The organism is Pseudazoarcus sp. NS36, from assembly GCF_059703705.1.
Window position 1 is genome coordinate 352189 of the sequence record NZ_BAAKJA010000004.1, and the last position, 20358, is coordinate 372546.

At 62.4% G+C, this 20358-nt stretch carries 19 protein-coding genes; 8 read left to right on the forward strand and 11 right to left on the reverse strand.

Features of this window, described 5'->3' with window-relative positions; translation table 11 throughout:
* Positions 1–43 precede the first annotated feature (43 nt).
* From ruvA to AC6H0R_RS08690, 11 genes are all read right to left on the reverse strand, one after another.
* Positions 44–640, reverse strand: coding sequence for a Holliday junction branch migration protein RuvA (gene ruvA / locus AC6H0R_RS08640; RefSeq protein WP_497580954.1), 597 nt, complete (start codon positions 638–640; stop codon positions 44–46).
* A gap of 13 nt (positions 641–653) precedes the next feature.
* Positions 654–1325, reverse strand: coding sequence for a hypothetical protein (locus AC6H0R_RS08645; protein ID WP_497580955.1), 672 nt, complete (start codon positions 1323–1325; stop codon positions 654–656).
* Complete coding sequence (gene rng, locus AC6H0R_RS08650) at positions 1322–2776, reverse strand: ribonuclease G (RefSeq protein WP_497580956.1); 1455 nt, start codon at positions 2774–2776, stop codon at positions 1322–1324. The genes AC6H0R_RS08645 and rng overlap by 4 nt, the downstream gene beginning before the upstream one ends.
* Before the next feature lie 69 nt (positions 2777–2845).
* The gene (locus AC6H0R_RS08655) at positions 2846–3460 is read right to left on the reverse strand and encodes a Maf family protein (RefSeq protein ID WP_497580957.1); all 615 of its coding nucleotides are present in this window, start codon (positions 3458–3460) and stop codon (positions 2846–2848) included.
* Between the two features lie 96 nt (positions 3461–3556).
* Positions 3557–4027: a 23S rRNA (pseudouridine(1915)-N(3))-methyltransferase RlmH gene (gene rlmH / locus AC6H0R_RS08660; RefSeq protein ID WP_497580958.1), complete on the reverse strand. Its 471-nt coding sequence runs from the start codon at positions 4025–4027 to the stop codon at positions 3557–3559.
* 22 nt (positions 4028–4049) lie between these two features.
* On the reverse strand, positions 4050–4400 hold the full coding sequence (gene rsfS / locus AC6H0R_RS08665; RefSeq protein ID WP_497580959.1) for a ribosome silencing factor: 351 nt from the start codon (positions 4398–4400) through the stop codon (positions 4050–4052).
* Entirely contained in the window at positions 4400–5062 is a 663-nt protein-coding gene (gene nadD / locus AC6H0R_RS08670; RefSeq protein WP_497580960.1) for a nicotinate-nucleotide adenylyltransferase, read from the reverse strand. The genes rsfS and nadD overlap by 1 nt, the downstream gene beginning before the upstream one ends.
* Complete coding sequence (locus AC6H0R_RS08675) at positions 5043–5816, reverse strand: BPSS1780 family membrane protein (RefSeq protein WP_497580961.1); 774 nt, start codon at positions 5814–5816, stop codon at positions 5043–5045. Before AC6H0R_RS08675 ends, nadD begins: the two co-directional genes overlap by 20 nt.
* A 34-nt stretch (positions 5817–5850) precedes the next feature.
* A complete protein-coding gene (locus tag AC6H0R_RS08680) occupies positions 5851–6798 on the reverse strand; it encodes a homoserine kinase (protein ID WP_497580962.1) in 948 nt (315 codons plus the stop codon).
* Between the two features lie 21 nt (positions 6799–6819).
* Positions 6820–7137: a DUF2782 domain-containing protein gene (locus tag AC6H0R_RS08685; protein WP_497580963.1), complete on the reverse strand. Its 318-nt coding sequence runs from the start codon at positions 7135–7137 to the stop codon at positions 6820–6822.
* A 67-nt stretch (positions 7138–7204) separates the two neighbouring features.
* Complete coding sequence (locus AC6H0R_RS08690; RefSeq protein WP_497580964.1) at positions 7205–7930, reverse strand: LOG family protein; 726 nt, start codon at positions 7928–7930, stop codon at positions 7205–7207.
* An 89-nt stretch (positions 7931–8019) separates the two neighbouring features.
* Between AC6H0R_RS08690 and polA the strand changes: the two genes are divergently transcribed.
* The 8 genes from polA (at position 8020) to AC6H0R_RS08730 (ending at position 20118) form a co-directional block, all read left to right on the forward strand.
* The gene (polA, locus tag AC6H0R_RS08695) at positions 8020–10725 is read left to right on the forward strand and encodes a DNA polymerase I (protein ID WP_497580965.1); all 2706 of its coding nucleotides are present in this window, start codon (positions 8020–8022) and stop codon (positions 10723–10725) included.
* 233 nt (positions 10726–10958) lie between these two features.
* Complete coding sequence (locus AC6H0R_RS08700; RefSeq protein ID WP_497580966.1) at positions 10959–12983, forward strand: acyltransferase family protein; 2025 nt, start codon at positions 10959–10961, stop codon at positions 12981–12983.
* A 56-nt stretch (positions 12984–13039) separates the two neighbouring features.
* Positions 13040–14779: a carbamoyltransferase family protein gene (locus AC6H0R_RS08705; protein WP_497580967.1), complete on the forward strand. Its 1740-nt coding sequence runs from the start codon at positions 13040–13042 to the stop codon at positions 14777–14779.
* A gap of 5 nt (positions 14780–14784) precedes the next feature.
* Positions 14785–15471 carry a sulfotransferase family 2 domain-containing protein gene (locus tag AC6H0R_RS08710; protein ID WP_497580980.1) on the forward strand — a complete coding sequence of 229 codons (687 nt, stop codon included), beginning with the start codon at positions 14785–14787 and terminating at the stop codon, positions 15469–15471.
* On the forward strand, positions 15468–16592 hold the full coding sequence (locus AC6H0R_RS08715; RefSeq protein WP_497580968.1) for a glycosyltransferase: 1125 nt from the start codon (positions 15468–15470) through the stop codon (positions 16590–16592). The genes AC6H0R_RS08710 and AC6H0R_RS08715 overlap by 4 nt, the downstream gene beginning before the upstream one ends.
* Before the next feature lie 11 nt (positions 16593–16603).
* Complete coding sequence (locus tag AC6H0R_RS08720; protein ID WP_497580969.1) at positions 16604–17500, forward strand: DUF6625 family protein; 897 nt, start codon at positions 16604–16606, stop codon at positions 17498–17500.
* The gene (locus tag AC6H0R_RS08725; protein WP_497580970.1) at positions 17500–18462 is read left to right on the forward strand and encodes a glycosyltransferase family protein; all 963 of its coding nucleotides are present in this window, start codon (positions 17500–17502) and stop codon (positions 18460–18462) included. Before AC6H0R_RS08720 ends, AC6H0R_RS08725 begins: the two co-directional genes overlap by 1 nt.
* Positions 18463–19296: 834 nt before the next feature.
* Entirely contained in the window at positions 19297–20118 is an 822-nt protein-coding gene (locus AC6H0R_RS08730) for a BUD32 family EKC/KEOPS complex subunit (RefSeq protein ID WP_497580971.1), read from the forward strand.
* The last annotated feature ends 240 nt before the right edge of the window (positions 20119–20358 follow it).

Sequence of the window (20358 nt, forward strand, 5' to 3'; positions counted from 1 at the left end):
GCTGAAACGCGATAGCGTCGCAATTCCGTGCCCGGAACCCGACCTAGGCCTTGGCCAGCAGCTTCAGGGCCTGACGGATGCCGTCGGAAACGGACACGTCTTCGGCCTGTCCCTTCATTGCCGCCAGCGCTTCGCGCTCGTTGTAGCCCAGCGCGAGCAGGGCGTTGAGGATGTCGCTGCGATCATTGGCCGGTGACGGGATGGGCATGCCGCCGGAGGTGGCGAGCGTGGGCAGGGCCTTGCCGAGTCGGTCACGCAGTTCGAGCAGCAGACGCTCGGCCGTTTTCTTGCCGATGCCCGGAATCTTCACCAGACGCCCCGTCTCCTGCAGCGTGACGGCCTGTGCCAGATCACTGACCGACAGGCCGGACAGCACCGCCAGCGCAGTGCGCGCACCAATGCCGGAGACCTTGAGCAGCTGGCGGAAGGCTTCGCGCTCGTCCGCGCTGGCAAAGCCGAACAGCAGGTGGGCGTCCTCGCGCACGACGAACTGCGTGAACAGCGACACTTTCTGCCCGGTGGCCGGCAGGCCGTAGAAGGTGCTCATCGGCACGTCGATCTCGTAGCCGACGCCACCGACGTCGACGACGATCTGCGGCGGGGATTTCTCGAGCAGGGTTCCGGTGATGCGTCCGATCATGGCGTCAATCCGTTCAGAACAAGGGGAGCCGATCGGCAAGCAGGAAGCCGGCGATCAGCAACACGCCGCTACTGGCTGCGGCGAATGCGGTGAAACGCGAAGCACGCGCAAGTTCGGCTGCGTCATCGAAATCTTCCAGCAGCACCCGCACCGCGCGCAGCGAGAACAAAAGTGACAACAGTGCTGCGCCGCAGGCCTGCGGCAGCGCGTCACGACCGATCTGCAGCACCAGCCACAGATAGGCCGGCAAAGAGAGGCCGAACAGCCACAGTTTGGCATTCATCGGGGTGATGGCCGCTGCCAGCGTGCTGCGGCCGGTGGAGATATCGTCGGTGCGGGATTCGAAGCCGCGCACCAGCGGCACACAGGCGGCGAGCAGGGCAAACGGCAGCCCGGCCGCGAAGGCGCTCCAGCTCCAGGCCCCACGCACGAAGTGATCGGTGCCGCTGGTCAGCACGAGCAGGAAGAGCGCCGGCAGCAGCAGTGCGAAGATGAACTCGGTGACCGGATTGGGTGTTTCGCCGGCCACCCGCAAGGTCGTGCGGCGAAAGCCCATGAAGGCGGGTGCGGCGAGCAGCAATGCGGCTGCGGCCTTGAGCGGATCGAGTGTGACGCCGCCGGCGTGGGCAGCCGCCAGACCGATACCCGAGGCCAGTATGCCGAGCAGCGGATCAATGCCCTTCATAGCAGCACGATGTCGAACTGTTCCTGGGTGTAGCTCGCCTCGGGATGCAGCGAGATCTTCTTGCCGATGAAGTCGGACAGCATGGCCAGCGCCTGCGATTCCTCGTCGAGGAAAAGGTCGACCACGTTCGGTGCGGCGAGCAGGCGGAATTCCTTGGCGTTGAACTGGCGCGCCTCGCGCAGCAACTCACGCAGGATCTCGTAGCACATGGTGCGTGAGGTCTTGACCTCGCCACGGCCTTCGCAGGTGGGACAGGGCTCGCACAGCAGGTGGGTGAGTGACTCGCGTGTGCGCTTGCGCGTCATCTCGACCAGGCCAAGGCCGGTGAAGCCGTTCACGCTCATCTTGGTGTGGTCGCGCACCAGCGCCTTCTTGAGTTCTTCGAGCACCTGGTTGCGGTGGTCGAGGTTCTCCATGTCGATGAAGTCGATGATGATGATGCCGCCGAGGTTGCGCAGACGCAGCTGCCGCGCGATGGTCTGGGCGGCCTCGAGGTTGGTCTTGAAGATGGTGTCATCGAAGTTGCGCGCGCCGACAAAGCCGCCGGTGTTGACGTCGATGGTCGTCATCGCCTCGGTCTGGTCGAAGATCAGGTAGCCCCCGGACTTGAGGTCTACGCGGCGCGCCAGCGCTTTCTCGATCTCGACTTCGACGTTGTGCAGGTCGAACAGCGGGCGCTCGCCGCTGTAGTGGGCCAGCAGCGGCAGCACTTTGGGGCTGTACTCGCGAGCGAAGGCGAGCAGGCGCTGATAGTTCTCGCGCGAGTCGACGAGGATGCGGCCGACCTCGTCGGTGACCAGATCGCGCAGCACGCGGTGGGCGAGGTCCAGATCCTGGTGCAGCACGGTGGGTGGGTGCGAGGCGGTAGCGCGGCCCCGGATCTCGGCCCACAGCTTGCGCAGGTAGTCGATGTCGGCGGCCAGTTCCTCGTCAGTCGCCGCTTCGGCCATGGTGCGCACGATGTAGCCGCCGGTTTCGTCCTCCGGGATCAGTGCGCCCAGGCGTTCGCGCAGCCGCTCGCGCTCGGTCTCGTCCTCGATGCGCTGGGAAATGCCGATGTGCTTGTCCTGCGGCAGATACACCAGCATGCGGCCGGCCAGACTGATCTGCGTCGACAGCCGCGCGCCCTTGGTGCCGAGCGGGTCCTTGAGCACCTGCACGGTGATGTTCTGGCCTTCGGCCAGCAAGCGTTCGATGCTACGTACCGGTTCGCCGTTGGCGCGTTCATTCCAGATGTCGGCCACGTGCAGAAAGGCCGTGCGCTCCAGCCCGATATCGATGAAGGCCGACTGCATGCCCGGCAGCACGCGCACGACGCGGCCGAGATAGACGTTGCCGACGATGCCGCGGTTGGCCGTCCGTTCGACGTGCAGTTCCTGCACCACGCCCTGCTCGGTGACGGCCACGCGCGTTTCCTGCGGCGTGCAGTTGATGAGGAATTCGATGCTCATGAGCGCTGCCCAATGGGAAATTCACAAGGCGCGCCGGGCGCGCCTTGTGAATGGCTCATCGAACAACGTTCAAAGTACCGGCAGGCCGAAGCGTGCAAGCAGCTGTGCAGTCTCGAACAGCGGCAGACCCATGATACCGCTGTGGCTGCCACGGATGTCGGCTACGAAGATCGCGGCGCGGCCCTGGATGCCGTAAGCGCCGGCCTTGTCCATGGGCTCGCCGGAGGCGACGTAATGGAGGATTTCATCGCGCGAAAGTTCGCGAAGACGCACTTCGCTGATGTTCGTGATGTGCTCGGTGCGCTTGCCGTCGGACAGGGCGACGGCGGTGAGTACGCGATGACTGCGGTCGGACAGGCGCTCCAGCGTGGCCACGGCTTCGTCGCGCGAGGCGGGCTTGCCGATGATCTCGCCGTCCACTTCCAGCGTGGTATCCGCGCCCAGCACGGGGCGGCGGATGAGCTGTCGCATGGTGACGCGACGCGCGCCGGCTTCGGCTTTCATCACCGCCAGCCGTGCGACATAGGTTTCGACATCCTCTCCGGCGTGCGGCGTTTCGTCCACGTCGAGGTCGGTACGCTCGCCGTCGCGGAACAGCACCATGTCGAAATCCACGTCGATCTGGCGCAGGAGTTCGCGGCGGCGGGGGCTGCGGGAGGCGAGGTAGATGCGGGGTCGGCTCATGGAGCGGGGCTCCCAGGCCTCCTGCCGGGCCGTCCCAAAGGAGACCTGAGCCCCCTCGGGGGGCAGCGAACGTAGTGAGCGTGGGGGTAGTTCATTTCATTCCCGGTGGTAAGGGTGATTGCGGGTCACGCTCCAGGCACGGTACAGCGCTTCGGCCAACAGCGGGCGGACCAGCGCGTGCGGCAGCGTGAGGCTGGAGAGTCGTATCGACTCGCTGGCGGACTTCTTGATGCTGTCCGCGAGGCCGTCGGGGCCGCCGACAATCAGTGCGATGTCTTCGCCCCCCTCGCGCCAGACTTCCAGCCGCGCGGCCAGTGCGATGGTGCTCAGATCACGGCCGTGCTCGTCGAGGATCACGCGCCGGCAGCGCGCCGGCAGGGCGGCTTCGATGCGGCCAGCCTCGGCGGCCTGCATGGCGTCCACGGTCTTGCCGGTGGTGCGCGGTTCGGCCTTGATTTCAACGAGTTCGAGCGGCATCTCGCGCGGCATGCGGCGGGCGAATTCGTCGAATCCGGCCTCCACCCAGCCGGGCATGCGCGTGCCGACGGCGACCAGCAGCAACTTCATCGCGCTGCTCCGGATTGCAGGCTCAGGCCTTGCGCGCGGGGCGGCGGGACGGCGAGGCCGACCACAGTTCCTCGAGGTTGTAATGGCTGCGGATGGCCGGTTGCATGATGTGCACGACGATGTCCGCGAGATCCACCAGCACCCATTCGCCGCTCTCTTCGCCTTCGATGCTGATTACTTCGCCGCCGGCTTCCTTGACCTTGTCATGCACGTGGCGGGCCAGCGCACGGGTCTGGCGGTTGGAGTCGCCGCTGGCGACCACCACGCGGTCAAACAGCGGTGTGAGGCGAGAGGTGTCGATGACCTCGATATCGCGCGCCTTGATGTCTTCGAGCGCGTCGACGACGGTCTTTTCGAGTTTCTTGAGGTCCATTAGGGGCTGCTGTAAAGGGAGTGGGCGGCAATATAGTCGACAACGGAATCGGGGAGCAAATAGCGCGGGCTCTGGCCGTTGCGCAGCATTGCGCGGATTTCCGTGGCCGAAATCGCCAGCGGGGTCATGTCGAAACGCACGATTGCACCGGCAGGTGCGGCGTGCAGGCGGGCCGCATCGTGGCATATGTGGTCGCCCAGTGCAGCCTGCAGTGCATCGGGCAGGATGTCAGGGGCGTGTCCGGGGCGGCCGGCCACCGCGATGTGGGCAAACAGCAGGATTTCCTGCCAGCGATGCCAGCCCGCCAGACCGAGAAAGGCGTCGGCGCCAAGCAGCAGCACCAGCGGGCGCTTGCCGTGCTGCGCGCGCAGGCGCTCCAGCGTGAGTACGGTGTAGCTGCGGCCTTCACTGCGGACCTCGGCGTCGTCGCAGGAGAATGCCGGATTGCCGGCAATCGCGCGGCGTACCATTTCAAGCCGGTGTCGGGCGGGTGTCTGCGGCACGTCGCGGTGTGGCGGCGTGCCGGCCGGGATGAAGCTGACGTCGGCCAGACCGAGTGTTTCGCGCGCTTCCTCGGCCAGCCTCAGGTGACCGGTGTGGATCGGGTCGAAGGTGCCTCCGAACAGCCCGAGCGGTGCGGCTTCAGCCGGCGGGCGGCGCATCTTGTTCCCAGCCGAACACGTCGCGCGCATTGGCGTAAAAGCTGGCAAAGGTGATCGGCAGCAGAATCAGCGGCAGGACCAGTGTGATCAGGGTCGAGAACAGCGGCGCGACGAGGGCTGCGAGGCTGACGAGGATGCGCGGCACAAAGCCCAGCATCAGGAACAGCGTGAGGCCGAACACCAGTAGCGGTCGCCAGTTCTGCAGGCAGGCGTAGAGGCTGAAGAACATGGCCTTGGCGGCCGGTACCCGCCACCAGCCGGCGAGGATGGGCGCGAACCAGTAGGCGGCCAGTACCGGCAGCGACATCAGGCTGCCGGCGATCAGGGCGTTGCCAAAGTCGGGCAGTTCGCCTTCCGGGTCGAAGCGTTCGGCGCCGGTCAGGATGCGCATCAGTGCGCCGTCGTCGAAGGGGATGGTGAGGTACACCACCAGCATTGTGGCGATGAAATAGATGCCGCCGATGGCCATCAGGCTGGGCAGCAGCTTGGGCCGGAAGCCCGAGAACAGGATGTCGGGGCCGGTCTTGAGGCCCATGTCCACGGCGCGGCAGGTGTTGAGCAGCCCGAGTGACATGGCCGGCATCAGCAGATAGGCCAGCGGCTGGCCGATGGTGGGTATGGCACTGATCAGCAGCAACAGCAGCAAATAGGTGAAGGACGCGAAGATCAGCAGGGCCGGGTTGCGGCGCCACAGCCGGGCGCCTTCGGCAACCCATTGCCAGCCGCGTCGAAAGGGGAAGCGTCGTGCTTGCATCGTGAGGGGCGTCGTTCCTGTCGTTGCGGTGGCCTCAGGCCACGGCGGGAAGTGAGTGTGTTGTGGCGATCCGGTGCCGCAGGACGTCGCGGAATTCATCGGGGTCCTTGACCTGCACCATCTCGCCACCGCGCGGCAGGTGCTTGTCTTCGAGGCGCGACAGCCAGAAACGCAGTGCCGCAGCACGCAGCGCGGCGGGCCACAGTCGGCGTTCGGCCTCGGTGAAGTCGCGTTCGGCCGCGTAGGCGGACAGCAGGGCGTCGCAAAGCCTGGGGTCAAGCTGGCCGTCGGTCATCGTACACCAGTCGTTGACGGTGACTGCGACATCGAACAGCAGGGCATCGTTGCCGGCGAAATAGAAGTCGATCACGCCGCCGATGAGCTCGCCGTCCCACAGCACGTTGTCGCGGAACAGATCGGCGTGGATCACGCCCTGGGGCAGGCTGGAGAAGTCCTGTCGGGCTTGCCAGGCCAGTTCGTCCTGCAGCAGCTCGGCCTCTGCGGCAGGCAGGTGCGGCAACACGTTCGGCGCGACCGCTGTACGCCATTGCGCGCCGCGCGGGTTGGGCTGTCGGCGGCCGTAGGACTGGCCGGCCAGATGCAGTCCGGCGAGCATGGCGCCGACACGCGTGCACAGCGCAGGGGTGGCTTCGGTGATGGACTTGCCCGAAAGGCGTCGCACCAGCGCCGCCGGCCGGCCCGACAGCGTGCCCAGATATTCGTTGTGCCGGTTGGCCACCGGCGCTGGCACCGGCAGGCCGTGGTGGGCCAGATGTGCGGTGAGGTACAGGTAGTACGGCAGGTCGGCGCGCGGGATGGCTTCGAACAGCGTCAGCACGTAGCGACCGAGGGTGGTCGTGACGAAGAAGTTGCTGTTCTGCACGCCGGCGGCAATGCCTTCGAACTCGACCAGTCGGCCAACGGCAAAGCCGTCGAGCCAGCGGGCCAGGTCGTCATGGGTGACGGGTGTGAATACCGACATCGGCGAGCGATCCGCAGTGACTTACCAGGACTTGATCACCCACATCGGCACCGACAGCTCGGGCCGCTGGTCGCGCCGGATCATCACGCCGTCGCCCTTCTGGTCGACCAGATAGTAGGGCACGCCATGCGCCGGGGTGACCTTGACCATGTAGAGCTTGCCGTTCATGCGGTATTCCTGGATCTCGTCGCCACCGCGTTGAAGAATGGTGACTTCGGGCTCGACCGGATCGTCGGTCATGCCCTCCGGCGGCGGGGGCGGCGGGGGCAGCGGTTCAAGAATCTGGGCGGCGGCCGGCAGCGAAACGGCCAGCAGCAGGATCATCAGGAAGCGGTTCATCGTCAGTCTCCGTGCAATGCGTGCATTCTAGCGCCTTACGCGCCAGGCGGTCGGGCCGGCCGGGCGCTTACAGGTTCAGCATCAGCTCGTGTTCTTCCGGCAGCATTTCGAAACCGCGCGTCTCGTAGTGCTTGAAGATGGCCGCGACGATCTCTGCCGGCTCGTCGATGATCTGTACTAGGTCCATGTCGTCGGGGTTGATCATGCCCTCCTCGATGAGGCGGTCGCGGAACCACTCGAGCAGGCCTTCCCAGAACGGGCGATGCACGAGGATCACCGGAATTCTGCGGGTCTTTCGGGTCTGGATCAGCGTGAGCACTTCGAGCAGTTCGTCGAGCGTGCCGAAGCCGCCCGGCAGCACTACATAGGCCGCGGCGAACTTCACGAAGCAATACTTGCGCGCGAAGAAGTGCTTGAAGGTCTGCGAGATGTCCTGATAGGGGTTGCCGTGCTGCTCCATCGGCAACTGGATGTTGAGCCCCACCGACGGGCTCTTGCCGTGGAAGGCGCCCTTGTTGGCCGCTTCCATGATGCCGGGGCCGCCGCCGGAGATCACCGCGAAGCCGGCATCCGAGCACTGGTGCGCGATGTCTTCGGCGAGCTTGAAGTAGGGGTGGTCGGCGCGGGTGCGCGCGCTGCCGAAGATCGACACTGCCGGGCGGATGGCGTTGAGCCGCTCCGTGGCCTCCACGAACTCTGACATAATCCCGAAAATCCGCCAGGATTCGCGGGCGTTGAAGCTGTGCGCGTCGCTGCCGGGCACCATGCGAGGGAGTTTCTCTTTCGCCGTCATGCGGTTCTCTTGTTGTTTTCGTCGTCCTGCGCCGACACGTTTTTGACCTGTGCGGCGGGCGGCGGTTTCTCCGCCAAGGAATTCCAGAAATGCCCACGCTGCTGCTTGTAGACGGTTCCAGCTATCTCTACCGCGCCTTCCACGCCTTGCCCGACCTGCGAAATTCCGCCGGTGAGCCTACCGGTGCCGTGCGCGGCGTACTGTCGATGCTGCGGCGGCTGGAAAACGAGTACGCGGCAGAGTATCGCGCCTGCGTCTTCGACGCCAAGGGCAAGACCTTTCGCGACGACTGGTACCCCGAGTACAAGTCGCATCGCCCGCCCATGCCGGATGATCTGCGCGCCCAGATCGAGCCCTTGCACGAGGGGGTCGATGCCGAGGGCTGGCCGCTGCTGATGGTCGATGGCGTGGAGGCCGACGACGTCATCGGCACGCTCACGCGTCAGGCCGTCGAGGCTGGTTGGGACGTGGTCATCTCGACCGGCGACAAGGATCTGACGCAGCTTGTGCAGCCCGGTGTGCGCTGGATCAACACCATGAGTGAGGAAGTGCTCGACACGGCCGGCGTAACCGAGAAGTTCGGCGTGCCGCCAGAGCGCATCGTCGATTACCTGACGCTGGTGGGCGACACGGTGGACAACGTGCCGGGTGTCGAGAAATGCGGCCCCAAGACGGCGGTGAAGTGGCTCACCGAGTACGGCACGCTGGACAACATCGTGGCCAATGCCGACAAGGTTGGCGGCAAGGTCGGCGAGAACCTGCGCAAGCACCTTGATTTCATCCCGCTCGGGCGCCGGCTGGTGACGGTGGCGACCGATCTGGATCTGCCCTTCAAGCCTGCTGACCTGTCTGCCCGCGGCGACGACAAGGCGCGGTTGCGCAAGCTTTACGAGCGTATGGAGTTCCGCGGCTGGTTGCGTGATCTCGACCGCGACGGCCAGCCCGACGCCGTGGTGGCTGCGCCCGAAGAGGCGCCCGAAGAGGATCCCGGCCGCGATTACGAAACCATCCTGAGCTGGGAGGCGTTCGACGCCTGGCTGGCGAAGATCGAGGCCGCCGAACTCACGGCCTTCGACACCGAAACCACCAGTCTGGAGCCGATGCTGGCGAAGCTCGTCGGCATGTCGTTTGCAGTCGAGCCGGGCCGCGCAGCCTATCTGCCGCTTGCGCACCGCGGCGCGGATGCGCCCGAGCAGCTGCCGCTGGACGAGGTGCTGCAGAAGCTCAAGCCCTGGCTCGAGTCCGACAAGCGCGCCAAGCTCGGCCAGAACCTCAAGTACGACGCGCACGTGCTGGCCAACCACGGCATTGTGCTGCGCGGCATCGTTGAGGACACGCTGCTCGAATCCTATGTGCTGGAGAGCGACAAGTCGCACGACATGGATTCGCTCGCCATGCGTCATCTGGGCGTCAAGACCATTTCCTACACCGAGGTCTGCGGCAAGGGCGCCAAGCAGATCGGCTTTGACGAGGTGGCCATCGACCGTGCCACCGAATATGCCGCGGAAGACGCCGACATCACGCTGCGCCTGCACCGCCGCTTTGCCGGCCAGCTCGCGCGCGAACCCCAGCTGGCCGCGCTGTACCGCGACATCGAACTGCCGACGCTGCAGGTGTTGTTCGACATGGAACGCACCGGTGTGCTGATCGACCCCTTCCTGCTGTCACAGCACTCGGAAGAGCTTGGCCGCCGTCTGCATGAGCTGGAACTCGAAGCGCAGTCGCTCGCCGGCCAGCCCTTCAATCTCGGTTCGCCCAAGCAGCTCGGCGAAATCCTGTTCGGCAAGCTCGGCCTGCCGGTGGTCAAGAAGACCGCCACCGGCCAGCCCTCCACCGACGAAGACGTGCTTACCCAGCTGGCCGATGACTACCCCCTGCCCAAGCTGCTGCTGGAGCACCGCGGGCTCGCCAAGCTCAAGAGCACCTACGCCGACAAGCTGCCGCGCATGGTCAACGCGAAGACCGGCCGTGTGCACACCAGCTTCTCGCAGGCCACCGCCGTGACCGGACGGCTGTCCAGTTCCGACCCCAACCTGCAGAACATCCCCATCCGTACGCCGGAGGGGCGCCGCATCCGCGCCGCTTTCATCGCCCCGCGCGACCATGTCATCGTCTCGGCCGACTACTCCCAGATCGAGCTGCGCATCATGGCGCATCTGTCGGACGACGCCCGTCTGCTGGAAGCCTTCGCCAAGGGCGAGGACGTACACCGTGCCACCGCCTCCGAAGTGTTCGGCGCCCCCGCCGCCGAAGTCACCAACGAGCAGCGCCGCTACGCCAAGGTCATCAACTTCGGCCTGATTTACGGCATGAGCGCGCACGGCCTTGCCAAAAACCTTGGCATCGAGCGCGGCGCCGCACAGGGCTGGATCGACCGCTACTTCGCGCGCTATCCCGGCGTGGCCGACTACATGGAGCGCATCAAGGCCGAGGCCAAGGACAAGGGCTACGTCGAGACCGTGTTCGGCCGCCGCCTTTACCTGCCAGACATCCGTGCCCAGCAGGTCGGCCGCCGCCAGGGGGCGGAGCGTGCCGCCATCAACGCGCCGATGCAGGGCACCGCCGCGGACCTCATCAAGAAAGCCATGATCGCCGTTCAGGGCTGGCTGAAAGCGGAGGGGCTGAAGTCACGCCTGGTCCTGCAGGTGCACGACGAACTGGTGCTGGAAGTGCCGAATGCCGAACTGGAGCGCATCCGCGCCGAACTGCCCGGCCTGATGGGCGGCGTGGCCGAGCTGAAGGTTCCGCTGCTGGTCGAGGTGGGTGCGGGAGATAACTGGGATGAGGCGCATTGATTTCAGCGTGTCATGCGAGCCGTTGAATCATTTGACCGGTGTCTCTTGACTTCTCACGTCTATGACATAAGGCATCCCGGACTGATCGCTTGCCGAAGGGGGATTCCGGTTGTGTTGTCTCATGCTGCTGTTCGGAAGCGGCTACAATTCGCTCCCCTCCTAAATGCCATCGCTCGCGCAGTGCGGGTACCTTAATGACAAAAGCAACTCCGCATCTTGCGTACCGTCCAGACGTGGACGGCCTGCGCGCTGTCGCTGTGCTGGCCGTGGTTGTCTATCACGCCTTCCCTGCTGTTTTGCCGGGAGGGTTTGTCGGCGTCGACATTTTCTTCGTCATCTCCGGTTTCCTGATTACGTCGATCATCCTGAAGGCGCTGGATGCGGACTGCTTCAGCTTCGCCGAATTTTATGCGAGGCGTATCCGCAGGATCTTTCCGGCCTTGGTCCTTGTGGTGCTGGGTGCGTTGCTGATCGGCTGGGTCGTGCTGCTGCCTGGCGAGTATGCGCAGCTGGGTAAGCATGCCGTTGCCGGTCTGGGTTTCGTTGCCAATTTCGTGTTCTGGCAGGAAACCGGCTACTTCGATACCGCGGCGGAACTGAAGCCTTTGCTGCATCTATGGTCGCTCGGCGTAGAGGAGCAGTTTTACATCGTCTGGCCGGCCGTTCTCGTGCTTGCCTGGCGCTTGCGTCTCAATCTGGTCGTGGTGAGCGTTGTGCTCGCAGTATTGTCGCTTGGGGTCTGCATCGTGATGACTCCATTAGCACCTGCGGCGAGTTATTTTCTGCCGTTCGCTCGCGCCTGGGAGTTGCTTGCCGGCGTGTTGCTGGCCTTGGTGTTACGTCAGCGAGGTTCGCCGTTCGCTACTGCGCCACGCTGGTTGCCCGAACTCGCAGGCGCCGCCGGGATGGCGCTGATCGCGCTAGCGGTTGTGCTGGTGGACTCAACGCGCGCCTTTCCCGGCGCCTGGGCGCTGCTGCCGGTCGTCGGGGCGGTGTTGCTGATCGCCGCAGGTGCGCAATCGTGGATCGGGCGGCGCGTGCTGGCGCATCCATTGCTGGTGGGCATCGGCCTGATCAGTTTCCCGCTCTATCTGTGGCACTGGCCGCTGCTTTCTTTCGTGCGCATTGTGCAGGGGGAGCAGGCGGGGCCGGCAGTGCTTGCGCTGGCAGTGGCTTTAGCGGTGGTGTTGTCGGCGCTCAGTTGCCGCTTGCTGGAGATGCCGGTGCGGCGGTACGGCGGGCGATGGGCAGTCGTCAGTCTGGTTGTCGCCTGTGTTGTGGTCGGCGCGCAGGGCTGGAGTACCTACAACCGCGACGGGCTCGACTTCCGCTTGAAAGATGCGCAGGCAAAGCAGGAGGCCGCGGCGATGGAGTGGGGTGATGAACTCCGCAAGTCCGAGGACTGCAAGCGATGGCTGCCAGCGGGTACGCCCGGGAGCTGCCTGATTGCTGACCCCGCACGAGCGCCGACGGCGATGCTGGTTGGCGATAGTCATGCCAATCACTATTTCTGGGGTTTGAGCCGGGCGCTGCAGGAGCAGGGAGAGAACCTGATGCAGCTCTATCAAGGTGGTTGCCCGCCGATCTATGGCATGGCCATTCTCAAGGACGGGCGCCTCAACAACTGCCCCCGGACGGTGGCTGCGGCGATCGATCACGCGGTGAGTGCTCCGGAGATCACCTCCGTGTTTCTCGCTGGGCGCTGGATGGCCTATGCCACCGGGCGCGATATTGACGATCCGCCTGGCCATGTCAGCGACGAAACCTTAGTGCTTCCGGACGTCCCGGTGGGTGATCAGTTGACGCGTGCCGAGGTGTTTGCGCACGGCCTTGCCGAAAGCCTCCGGCGCCTAAGTGATGCGGGCAAGCACGTGGTTTTCCTGCATGCGGTGCCGGAGTTGCCCTTCCATGCCCGTGAGTGCGTGACCTGGCAACCGAACCGCTTCGTGAACCGCACGCCACGCCCAGAGTGCACCGTTGCGCGGGAGCTCGGCCGGGCGTATGAGTCCGCGTTTCGTCCGCAACTGGATGCTCTGCTGCAGTCGTGGCCACAACTGTCGCAATTTGATCCGGCGTCGCTGATGTGCGATGCCGAGTTTTGCTATGGCCGGCGCGATGGCCTGTTGCTGTTCAGGGATTACAACCATCTGTCGTTCGACGGCTCGCTGTGGCTGGGTCGACAGATGGCCCCGTTGGTGCCTGGTTTGCTCGGGCGCACGCCTGCTGGCGACTCGGGGGGGCTGGTCAGCGGGTTATAATTTCGTACCAGTTTTCCACAGGCGCCTGCCTTGGGCGCCGATTCAAGAGGTCCGCCTTGTCCCTGACCATACTCGGCCTGTCCGGCGCGCTCAATCACGACCCCTCGGCAGCGCTGTACATCGACGGCAAGCTCATCGCGGCGGCGGAGGAAGAGCGCTTCGTGCGCGACAAGCACGCCAAGGGCCGCATGCCCTACGAGTCCGCCAAGTTCTGCCTGGAGTTCGCGGGCATCCAGCCTTCCGACGTCGATGTGGTCGCCATCCCGTTCGCCCCCATCAGCCTGTTCGGCAAGGCGCGCTGGCAGTACGCCAAGCGCTACTGGTATGCCCCTGATCGCGCGCTCGACGCGATCCTGACGGGTAACCGCCGCTTCAACCGCTACCGCCGCCGCATTGAGTGGTGCCTGCAGCAACTGGGCTTCGATCTGAAGAAGGTCGAACTGCTGCCGGTCGAGCACCATCTCGCGCACGCCTCCAGCGCCTATCACTGCTCCGGTTTCCAGCAGAAGACCGCGATCATGGGCATCGACGGCAAGGGCGAGTACGCCACCACCTTTTTCGGCTGGGGCGAGAACGGCAAGATCCACAAGATCAAGGAGTTCTACGACCCTGATTCGCTCGGCGGCCTGTACGGCGCGATCACGGAATATCTCGGCTTCGAAATGCTCGACGGCGAGTACAAGGTCATGGGCATGGCGCCGTACGGTGATGCCGCGCGTCATGATTTCTCGCGTCTGGCCAAGTTCGAGAACGGCGAGCTGATCATCAACACCGACTACGCCAATGTGATCGGCTTCCGGCGCTACAAGGAAAACGGTAAGGGCTTCTACTTCTCGCCCAAGCTGATCGAATGGCTCGGCCCGATGCGCCATGGCGACATCGCCGATGACCCCTACATTCATTACGCCGCGAGCATGCAGAAGCTGTTCGAAGATCTCGCGCTGCAGATGATGGAGTACTACCTCGGTGACATCCTGCGCGAGACCGGCCGCATAACCTTCGCCGGCGGCTGCGCACTCAACGTCAAGCTCAACCAGAAGATCATCTCCCGCCCCGAGGTCAAAGAACTCTTCGTGCAGCCGGCATCGGGTGACTCGGGCACGGCGGTGGGTGCCGCGTCCTACGTGTCGGTTGCGCGCGGTGTGCCGGTCGAGAAGATGGAGCACGTTTACCTTGGCCCGGCCTACAGCAACGAAGACGTCATCGCCGCCTGCGCCCGCCATCCGTCGAATCCGCAATGGAAGCTGATCGACAAGGTGCCCGAGCGCATCGCCCAGCTGCTGGCCGATGGTCATCCCGTGGCCTGGTTCCAGGGGCGTATGGAGTTCGGCCCGCGCGCTCTCGGCGGCCGCTCCATCGTTGGCTGCCCCAGCGCGCCCGGCGTGGCAGACCGCATCAACGAGCAGATCAAATTCCGCGAACGCTGGCGTCCGTTCTGCCCCAGCATGCTCGACACCGTCGGCCCGCGCATGTTCGGCTCCGACCATCCGGCGCCGTTCATGACCTTCACCTTCGAGGTCGAGGAGGAATGGAAGACGCGCGTGCCCGAAGTCGTGCACGAAGACGGTACCGCCCGCGCCCAGGTCCTCAAGCGTGAATACAACCCGCGCTACTACGACCTGATGGTCGAGATGGAGAAACTCACCGGCAACGGAGTGGTGCTCAACACCTCACTCAACCGCCGCGGTGAGCCGATGATCTGCTCGCCAACTGATGCGCTGAACATGTTCTTCGGGTCGGATCTGCAGTATCTGGTGATGGAAGATGTGCTGGTGGTGAAGGACGACCAGCCGTGAACAGCATGCTGGGCCATGTCTTTCGTGATGCGCGCAAGCGCTACAAGATCACGCGGGAGACGCCACAGTTCTGGGATTTCCCGGCGTATGGCTTTGGCTACGTTCAACTCCCGAAGGTGGCAACCCAGTCTATTCGGGCATCGCTGAGCAAACTTCCCCTGAGGGCCGAGGCCTCGAGTTTTGCGGATTTCGAAGCGCGGCACATTGCGCATGTCGACAAGGCCGTGATTCTCCGTCGTATTGAAGAGGGTTTGTTCGTTTTTGCATTCGTGCGTGACCCCTTGGTACGTCTGATTTCGGCCTGGCAGAACAAAGTGCGCCGGCCGGGCGGCGCTCTGGGCAGGAATATTTTCGGCTGCCACGGCATCTACGATCACATGGACTTCAATGCCTTTGTCCAGAGGGTGAGCGAGCTGGACGATCGCCACATTGACCGGCATTTGCGTTCGCAAAGCTGGTTTTTGTGTGACAAACATGGGGTCATCCCTTCCTGTGTCGGTCGGCTGGAGAATTTCTCCGAAGAGTGGAATGCGTTACAGCGGCAGTTTCCGGTGTTGCCGCCAGTGCCCCATCTCAACAGGGCAGCGGTCGAAGGGACTTTCCCTGAGGGCCTCGATGCGTCCACGCTCAGGCTGGTCGCGGCGCGTCATCGCGAGGATTTCGACTACTTTGACTATCCATTTCCGGTATGACGAAGCGATGGGTGCTTCAGCTGTGTCACAGCCACTACGCTCCGTTTGCAGATGTGGCGCGTCAATACGCGGCATTGTTTGACGGGACGGGTTATCGGGTCGCCACGGTTTATCTGACCGGAGCCGAGGATGCCGATGTGGCGCGAATATCCGCCGCTGACGAGGTTCGCTTCATGGGCTTCGTGAGCCGGCAGGTGGCGGGGCTGAAGCTTGACGCGATCCGGGTATTCCGTCGCATTGTCGCAGAGCGTGATTATCAGTTCGTGATTGCGCATCGGGCGAAGCCCGTCTATGTGGCCTGCCTGGGCTGCGATCTGCCGGTCATCGGAGTTCATCATGCATTTGGTGACTATGCGCAATGGTCGCGGCGCGCCTTCGTCAATTGCTTTCGCAAGCGGCTGTCGCTGTTGGGCGTCTCCGACGCGGTGAGAGATGACATCCGGCGTCGGCTCGGCTGGCCGGATGAGGCCATCGAGACCCTGCACAACCGCATCGATTTGTCGGCAATGCGTTCAGGGCAGCTTGGGCGCGAGGCCGCGCGGGACGCGCTGGGCTTGTCGCAGCATGCCTTTCTCGTCGGAAACGTCGGACGTTTGCACCCCGACAAGGATCAGGCGACCTTGCTGCGCGCGTTTGCCCGGGTGCAAACACGTTTGCCTCATGGCAGCTTGCTCGTCATCGCCGGGGATGGGCCCTTGCGTGCGAGCCTGCGAGAACTGGCCGCACAGCTAGGGATTGAGGCCAGTGTTGTATTTTTGGGGAGCGTGCCGCAGATGTGGCGAATGTTCGCCGCCTTCGACCTGTTTGCCCTGACATCCGATCACGAGCCCTTCGGCATGGTGCTGCTGGAGGCCATGGCAGCTGGGGTGCCTGTGGTTGCGACCGATTGCGGCGGGGCGCCGGAAGTGTTGGGTGCGGCCGGTGGCCTGTTCGCCCTGCGTGACCATCAGGCGCTGGCCGAACGGATCGTCGAGCGCGCCGCCTGGTCGCCGGACGAGCGTGCGCAGGCAGTGCACGGTGGCCATCAGCGGCTGCTCGCGTTCTCTGACGAGGCAGCGCGGGCGCGCTTCTTTTCGCTTCCGGCGGTGCGAGCGATCACGGGACAGGGGCTGTCCGCATGAGTCAGAGAACCATGCCTCCAAGCATCTGCTTTGTCATTCCCTACTTCGGAGCGTGGCCGTTCTGGATGCCGTTCTTTCTGGCCAGTTGCCGGGCGAATCCGACCATCGACTGGTTGCTGTTCAGTGATTGCGGACCGCGCGAAGATTGCCCGCCGAACGTGCGAATCGTCGAGTGTTCCTACGACGATTACTGCGCGCGCGTCTCGGATCGCCTGGGCATCGATTTCCATCCGGGCAGTCCCTACAAGCTGTGTGATCTGAAGCCCGCACTCGGTTACGTTCACGAAGCCGAGCTTGGCGGCTACGACTTCTGGGCATTCGGTGATCTCGATCTGGTGTACGGCGACCTGCGGGGGTACTTCAGTACAGAGCGGCTTCAAGCGAAGGACTTGTTGTCGACACATGTACGCCGCATCTCGGGTCATTGTTGTCTGGTTAGGAACACGCGCGAAATGCGCGAACTGTTCATGCAGATTCCCGATTGGAAAGTCCTGCTGTCGGATGAGGAGCATGTCGCCATGGATGAAGGCGCATTCAGCCGCATCTTCATCCGTTACAAGAACTGGCCCCACAGTCTTGCCCGGTGGCTGCGCATGTTGAATCCATGGTTCCGTCGCGCCGAGTTTGTCGAGGCCTATTCCACGCCCGAGGCCAAGTTGCCGTGGGTGGATGGCACGCACCGCTTTCCTGCGCAATGGACATGGTGCCAAGGGGTTCTCAAGCCGGTTCCGGGCGAGAGGCGGCGCTTTCCCTACCTGCACTTCATGAAATGGAAGGGTGCTGCATGGAAGTCCCTGACGCCCGAACGGCTGTCGTCCTATCCTGATCTGGCCCGCCAGCAAGGCTGGCAGATATCCGCCCAGGGCTTTGCCCCATTCGATGAGCCTTGTGAGCCGGAAGCGCCCTGATGAAAGTTCTTTTTCTTGTGCAGAAAGAGCAGCGCATCATTCTCGACCGTCTGTACGAGAGCGTGGCGGCGCATACCGATTGTGACCTGCGCTGGCTGTCGGACGATGAGCAGGCCAAGCTGAAGCGCTATTTCAGCGAGAAGGTCGATACTTCGAAGTACGACCGGATCATCTTTTTTTTGCGTTTCAAAAAGGAGATCCGGCAGGTTGCATTCATCCGCAGTGTGCCGAATCTGGTGATCCTTGAGCACGACGCTTGGCAGAACTATTTCCCCTGTAAGTACCGCGGACGCTTTTCTACACATTACCGGCGCCTGCCGGCGGCCCGCGTGCTGAGCTCTGGAAGTGAGGTCGCACGGCAATTGCGTGAAGAGGGTGCCGACGCGGTCTTCGCCCCCAAGGGCTACGATCAGGCTCTGCTGAAGAATTGCGGTGGTGAGCGCGACATCGAGCTGGGTTTCGTCGGCAGCATCAAGAATGATGCCTATACCGAACGCCGCAAGATGCTCGAAGCGATCGGCCAGCGCGAGCCACTGATGGTGGTGCGCACCGAATCCGGAGCCGATTATTGCGCCATGCTCAATCGCATCCGCTTCTTCGTCAGTGCCGATGTCGGCATGGGCGAGTACATGATCAAGAATTTCGAGGCTATGGCCTGCGGTTGCGTGCTCATTGCCTACGATCAAGGGGCTGCCGAGAACAGCGCGCTGGGATTCGAGGATATGCGCAATATCGTGCTTTACCGCACGCCGGACGAGTTTCAGCAGAAGCTGGCGCTGTTGCGTGGCGACCCGGCGTTGGCAGAAACCATTGCTGCAAATGGTCAGGCGCTGGTGGAGCAGGAGTTTTCTTTTTATCGGGTCGGGGCGCGGATTGCGAAAGCGCTAGAGGCTCCTCTGCGTCAGCCGAAAAAACGGGAAGAGTGGTGGCGCCCAATGCTGAAGCTTATTGGTTTGTCGTGACTGCGACTACGTCCTTGGCGCTTTCCAGTACGATGGGGCGAGAAGTTGTGCGGCTGTCGTGTTGCTGAAATCAAAATGCAGCTCTCCGTATTGTTTTTCAGAGATTGTCGCAGCGGAAAAATGCCTTTTTTGGGCTTTTCAGTCATTCGTCGCAGAGTGCAATGCTCTTGTGATGGCTGTCAGTACTAGCCCGTGAATAGCACTGACTGTTGATGTTTAGACATAAAAGACACTGGTGCTTAGAAAGTTTGTCTTCGGATGGTCCGTTTTAAGCGTTATGTCGTTGTTCATTAGCTGCTCGGAAGCCTCTTTCCGTGAGAGGTGTCAGCATGAACGCCGACGCTGCTGCACAGCGTCATGCTCGGGCGATATGTAATCCAATTGTTCGCGAAAATGGCTCCAACGAGAACAGTCATCGTGGCTATTTCAGAGAGGCTTTTTCGAACGAATTCTGGCTAGCGAGTGGGTGTTTCACTTGCATCCAGGTCAAGCTGTTGCTGTTATCTCCTCAAGTCGCTCCTTTAAGGCTTATGGCGTGAATCACTACGCTCGCGGCAGGGCCTCTAAGATGCCCTGGTTGTATGCAGTGGGTGTATTTTCAGCGGCGCCAACTCATATCTTATTGCGATATCCCTGTCTCCGGAAATGTTTGAGCTGGAACAGCCTTTAGGTGCCTTGGTGAGGCAGTGCTGCCAAGGATGCTCTTAATAAGGCTTCAGTGAGAACTAGCGCGCAACTGGGTCTTTTGGCGTGTTGACATTCCGGTGGATGTCATGCTTTATTCTGTTATGCCTAATTTAAAAGTGATGCTAAAAGCATCTTGGATCGGTCGAGATGACGCCTAGCCATAAATATTCTGACGCAGAGCTTTGGCGGCTGTTTAATGACTCAAAAGCGCCCCCTTCGCATAGCGTTGAAGAATTAATTTTTCACAAAAAACGCAAGCGAGTACTTCGTTTGACTCGAGATACTTCTTTTTTGGCAAAGCTATCTATGCCGCGTCACTGGAAGGCTGGGCTTTCGCTGAGGTTCAAACGAATAAACGGAAAAGGGTTTTACGGACTATTCGGGGAGTTCGCTTTCCTTTGCAAATTTTCGCCCAATAGCCAGATCTTGGCGCGCCCACTGTCCTATCAGCGGATCGATGGTTTATTCAGTACGCAGCTAGAGTTCTCTACGCAAGAGTTCCTGGCGGGCCGAACTGTAGATTCACATTTGGCTGGGGGGGAGGCACGAGAGTGGGTTCTTGGCCAGGTTTTGAGTATTTTTCAGTCGATGCTGGAAGAGGGTTTTTGCCATATGGATCCGAATCCGAAGAATATGCTTATTTCTGACTCAGGGAAGGGCTTCATTATTGATAACGAAGGTTCTGTGCCGTATGTCTCGGATCGTGATGTCGCGATGGGGTTCTGGCTTGGATACTTCTATCACTACTGGGCCAGGCGATACTTCGAGAGAGATGAGATTCTCTCCTTGGCTGAGCTAAGCTTAAGTGGGGGGCAAAAGTGCGATTTATTCTATGAAAGCTTTAATACTTTCTCGGCTGATGAAAATACTCGGCGGATTAGAGAAAGGCTGTTGTGTGATATGAATAGAACTAGAGAGTTTTATTCTGGCTTTCTGGAGCGGCCTGTGGTTGCGTTGAGCTGCCCTTAGTTTCCTTGCCGGTGCCTTCGTTGGTGCAGGGTTTGATCTGAATAAAGCATGTCGCATTTTTCACTGAGTTGTACGCCTTTCAGGCTATGCTTCCGTAGGAGTTCGGTTTTCGGTTGCAACGGGTGGCCGTGACCTGCTCCCCGTTTTCAGTACCACGCTGAACTTAGTAGAGTCCGTTGTCCGAACAGGAGACGGCAGTGAAGAAGCGTTTTACGGAAGAGCAGATTCTGGATTTTCTGA

Excerpts from the sequence above, each read along its gene's own strand:
- ruvA (WP_497580954.1), bottom strand. The coding sequence starts at position 640 with ATGATCGGACGCATCACCGGAACCCTGCTCGAGAAATCCCCGCCGCAG.
- AC6H0R_RS08645 (WP_497580955.1), bottom strand. The coding sequence starts at position 1,325 with ATGAAGGGCATTGATCCGCTGCTCGGCATACTGGCCTCGGGTATCGGT.
- rng (WP_497580956.1), bottom strand. The coding sequence starts at position 2,776 with ATGAGCATCGAATTCCTCATCAACTGCACGCCGCAGGAAACGCGCGTG.
- AC6H0R_RS08655 (WP_497580957.1), bottom strand. The coding sequence starts at position 3,460 with ATGAGCCGACCCCGCATCTACCTCGCCTCCCGCAGCCCCCGCCGCCGC.
- rlmH (WP_497580958.1), bottom strand. The coding sequence starts at position 4,027 with ATGAAGTTGCTGCTGGTCGCCGTCGGCACGCGCATGCCCGGCTGGGTG.
- rsfS (WP_497580959.1), bottom strand. The coding sequence starts at position 4,400 with ATGGACCTCAAGAAACTCGAAAAGACCGTCGTCGACGCGCTCGAAGAC.
- nadD (WP_497580960.1), bottom strand. The coding sequence starts at position 5,062 with ATGCGCCGCCCGCCGGCTGAAGCCGCACCGCTCGGGCTGTTCGGAGGC.
- AC6H0R_RS08675 (WP_497580961.1), bottom strand. The coding sequence starts at position 5,816 with ATGCAAGCACGACGCTTCCCCTTTCGACGCGGCTGGCAATGGGTTGCC.
- AC6H0R_RS08680 (WP_497580962.1), bottom strand. The coding sequence starts at position 6,798 with ATGTCGGTATTCACACCCGTCACCCATGACGACCTGGCCCGCTGGCTC.
- AC6H0R_RS08685 (WP_497580963.1), bottom strand. The coding sequence starts at position 7,137 with ATGAACCGCTTCCTGATGATCCTGCTGCTGGCCGTTTCGCTGCCGGCC.
- AC6H0R_RS08690 (WP_497580964.1), bottom strand. The coding sequence starts at position 7,930 with ATGACGGCGAAAGAGAAACTCCCTCGCATGGTGCCCGGCAGCGACGCG.
- polA (WP_497580965.1), top strand. The coding sequence starts at position 8,020 with ATGCCCACGCTGCTGCTTGTAGACGGTTCCAGCTATCTCTACCGCGCC.
- AC6H0R_RS08710 (WP_497580980.1), top strand. The coding sequence starts at position 14,785 with ATGCTGGGCCATGTCTTTCGTGATGCGCGCAAGCGCTACAAGATCACG.
- AC6H0R_RS08715 (WP_497580968.1), top strand. The coding sequence starts at position 15,468 with ATGACGAAGCGATGGGTGCTTCAGCTGTGTCACAGCCACTACGCTCCG.
- AC6H0R_RS08720 (WP_497580969.1), top strand. The coding sequence starts at position 16,604 with ATGCCTCCAAGCATCTGCTTTGTCATTCCCTACTTCGGAGCGTGGCCG.
- AC6H0R_RS08725 (WP_497580970.1), top strand. The coding sequence starts at position 17,500 with ATGAAAGTTCTTTTTCTTGTGCAGAAAGAGCAGCGCATCATTCTCGAC.
- AC6H0R_RS08730 (WP_497580971.1), top strand. The coding sequence starts at position 19,297 with ATGACGCCTAGCCATAAATATTCTGACGCAGAGCTTTGGCGGCTGTTT.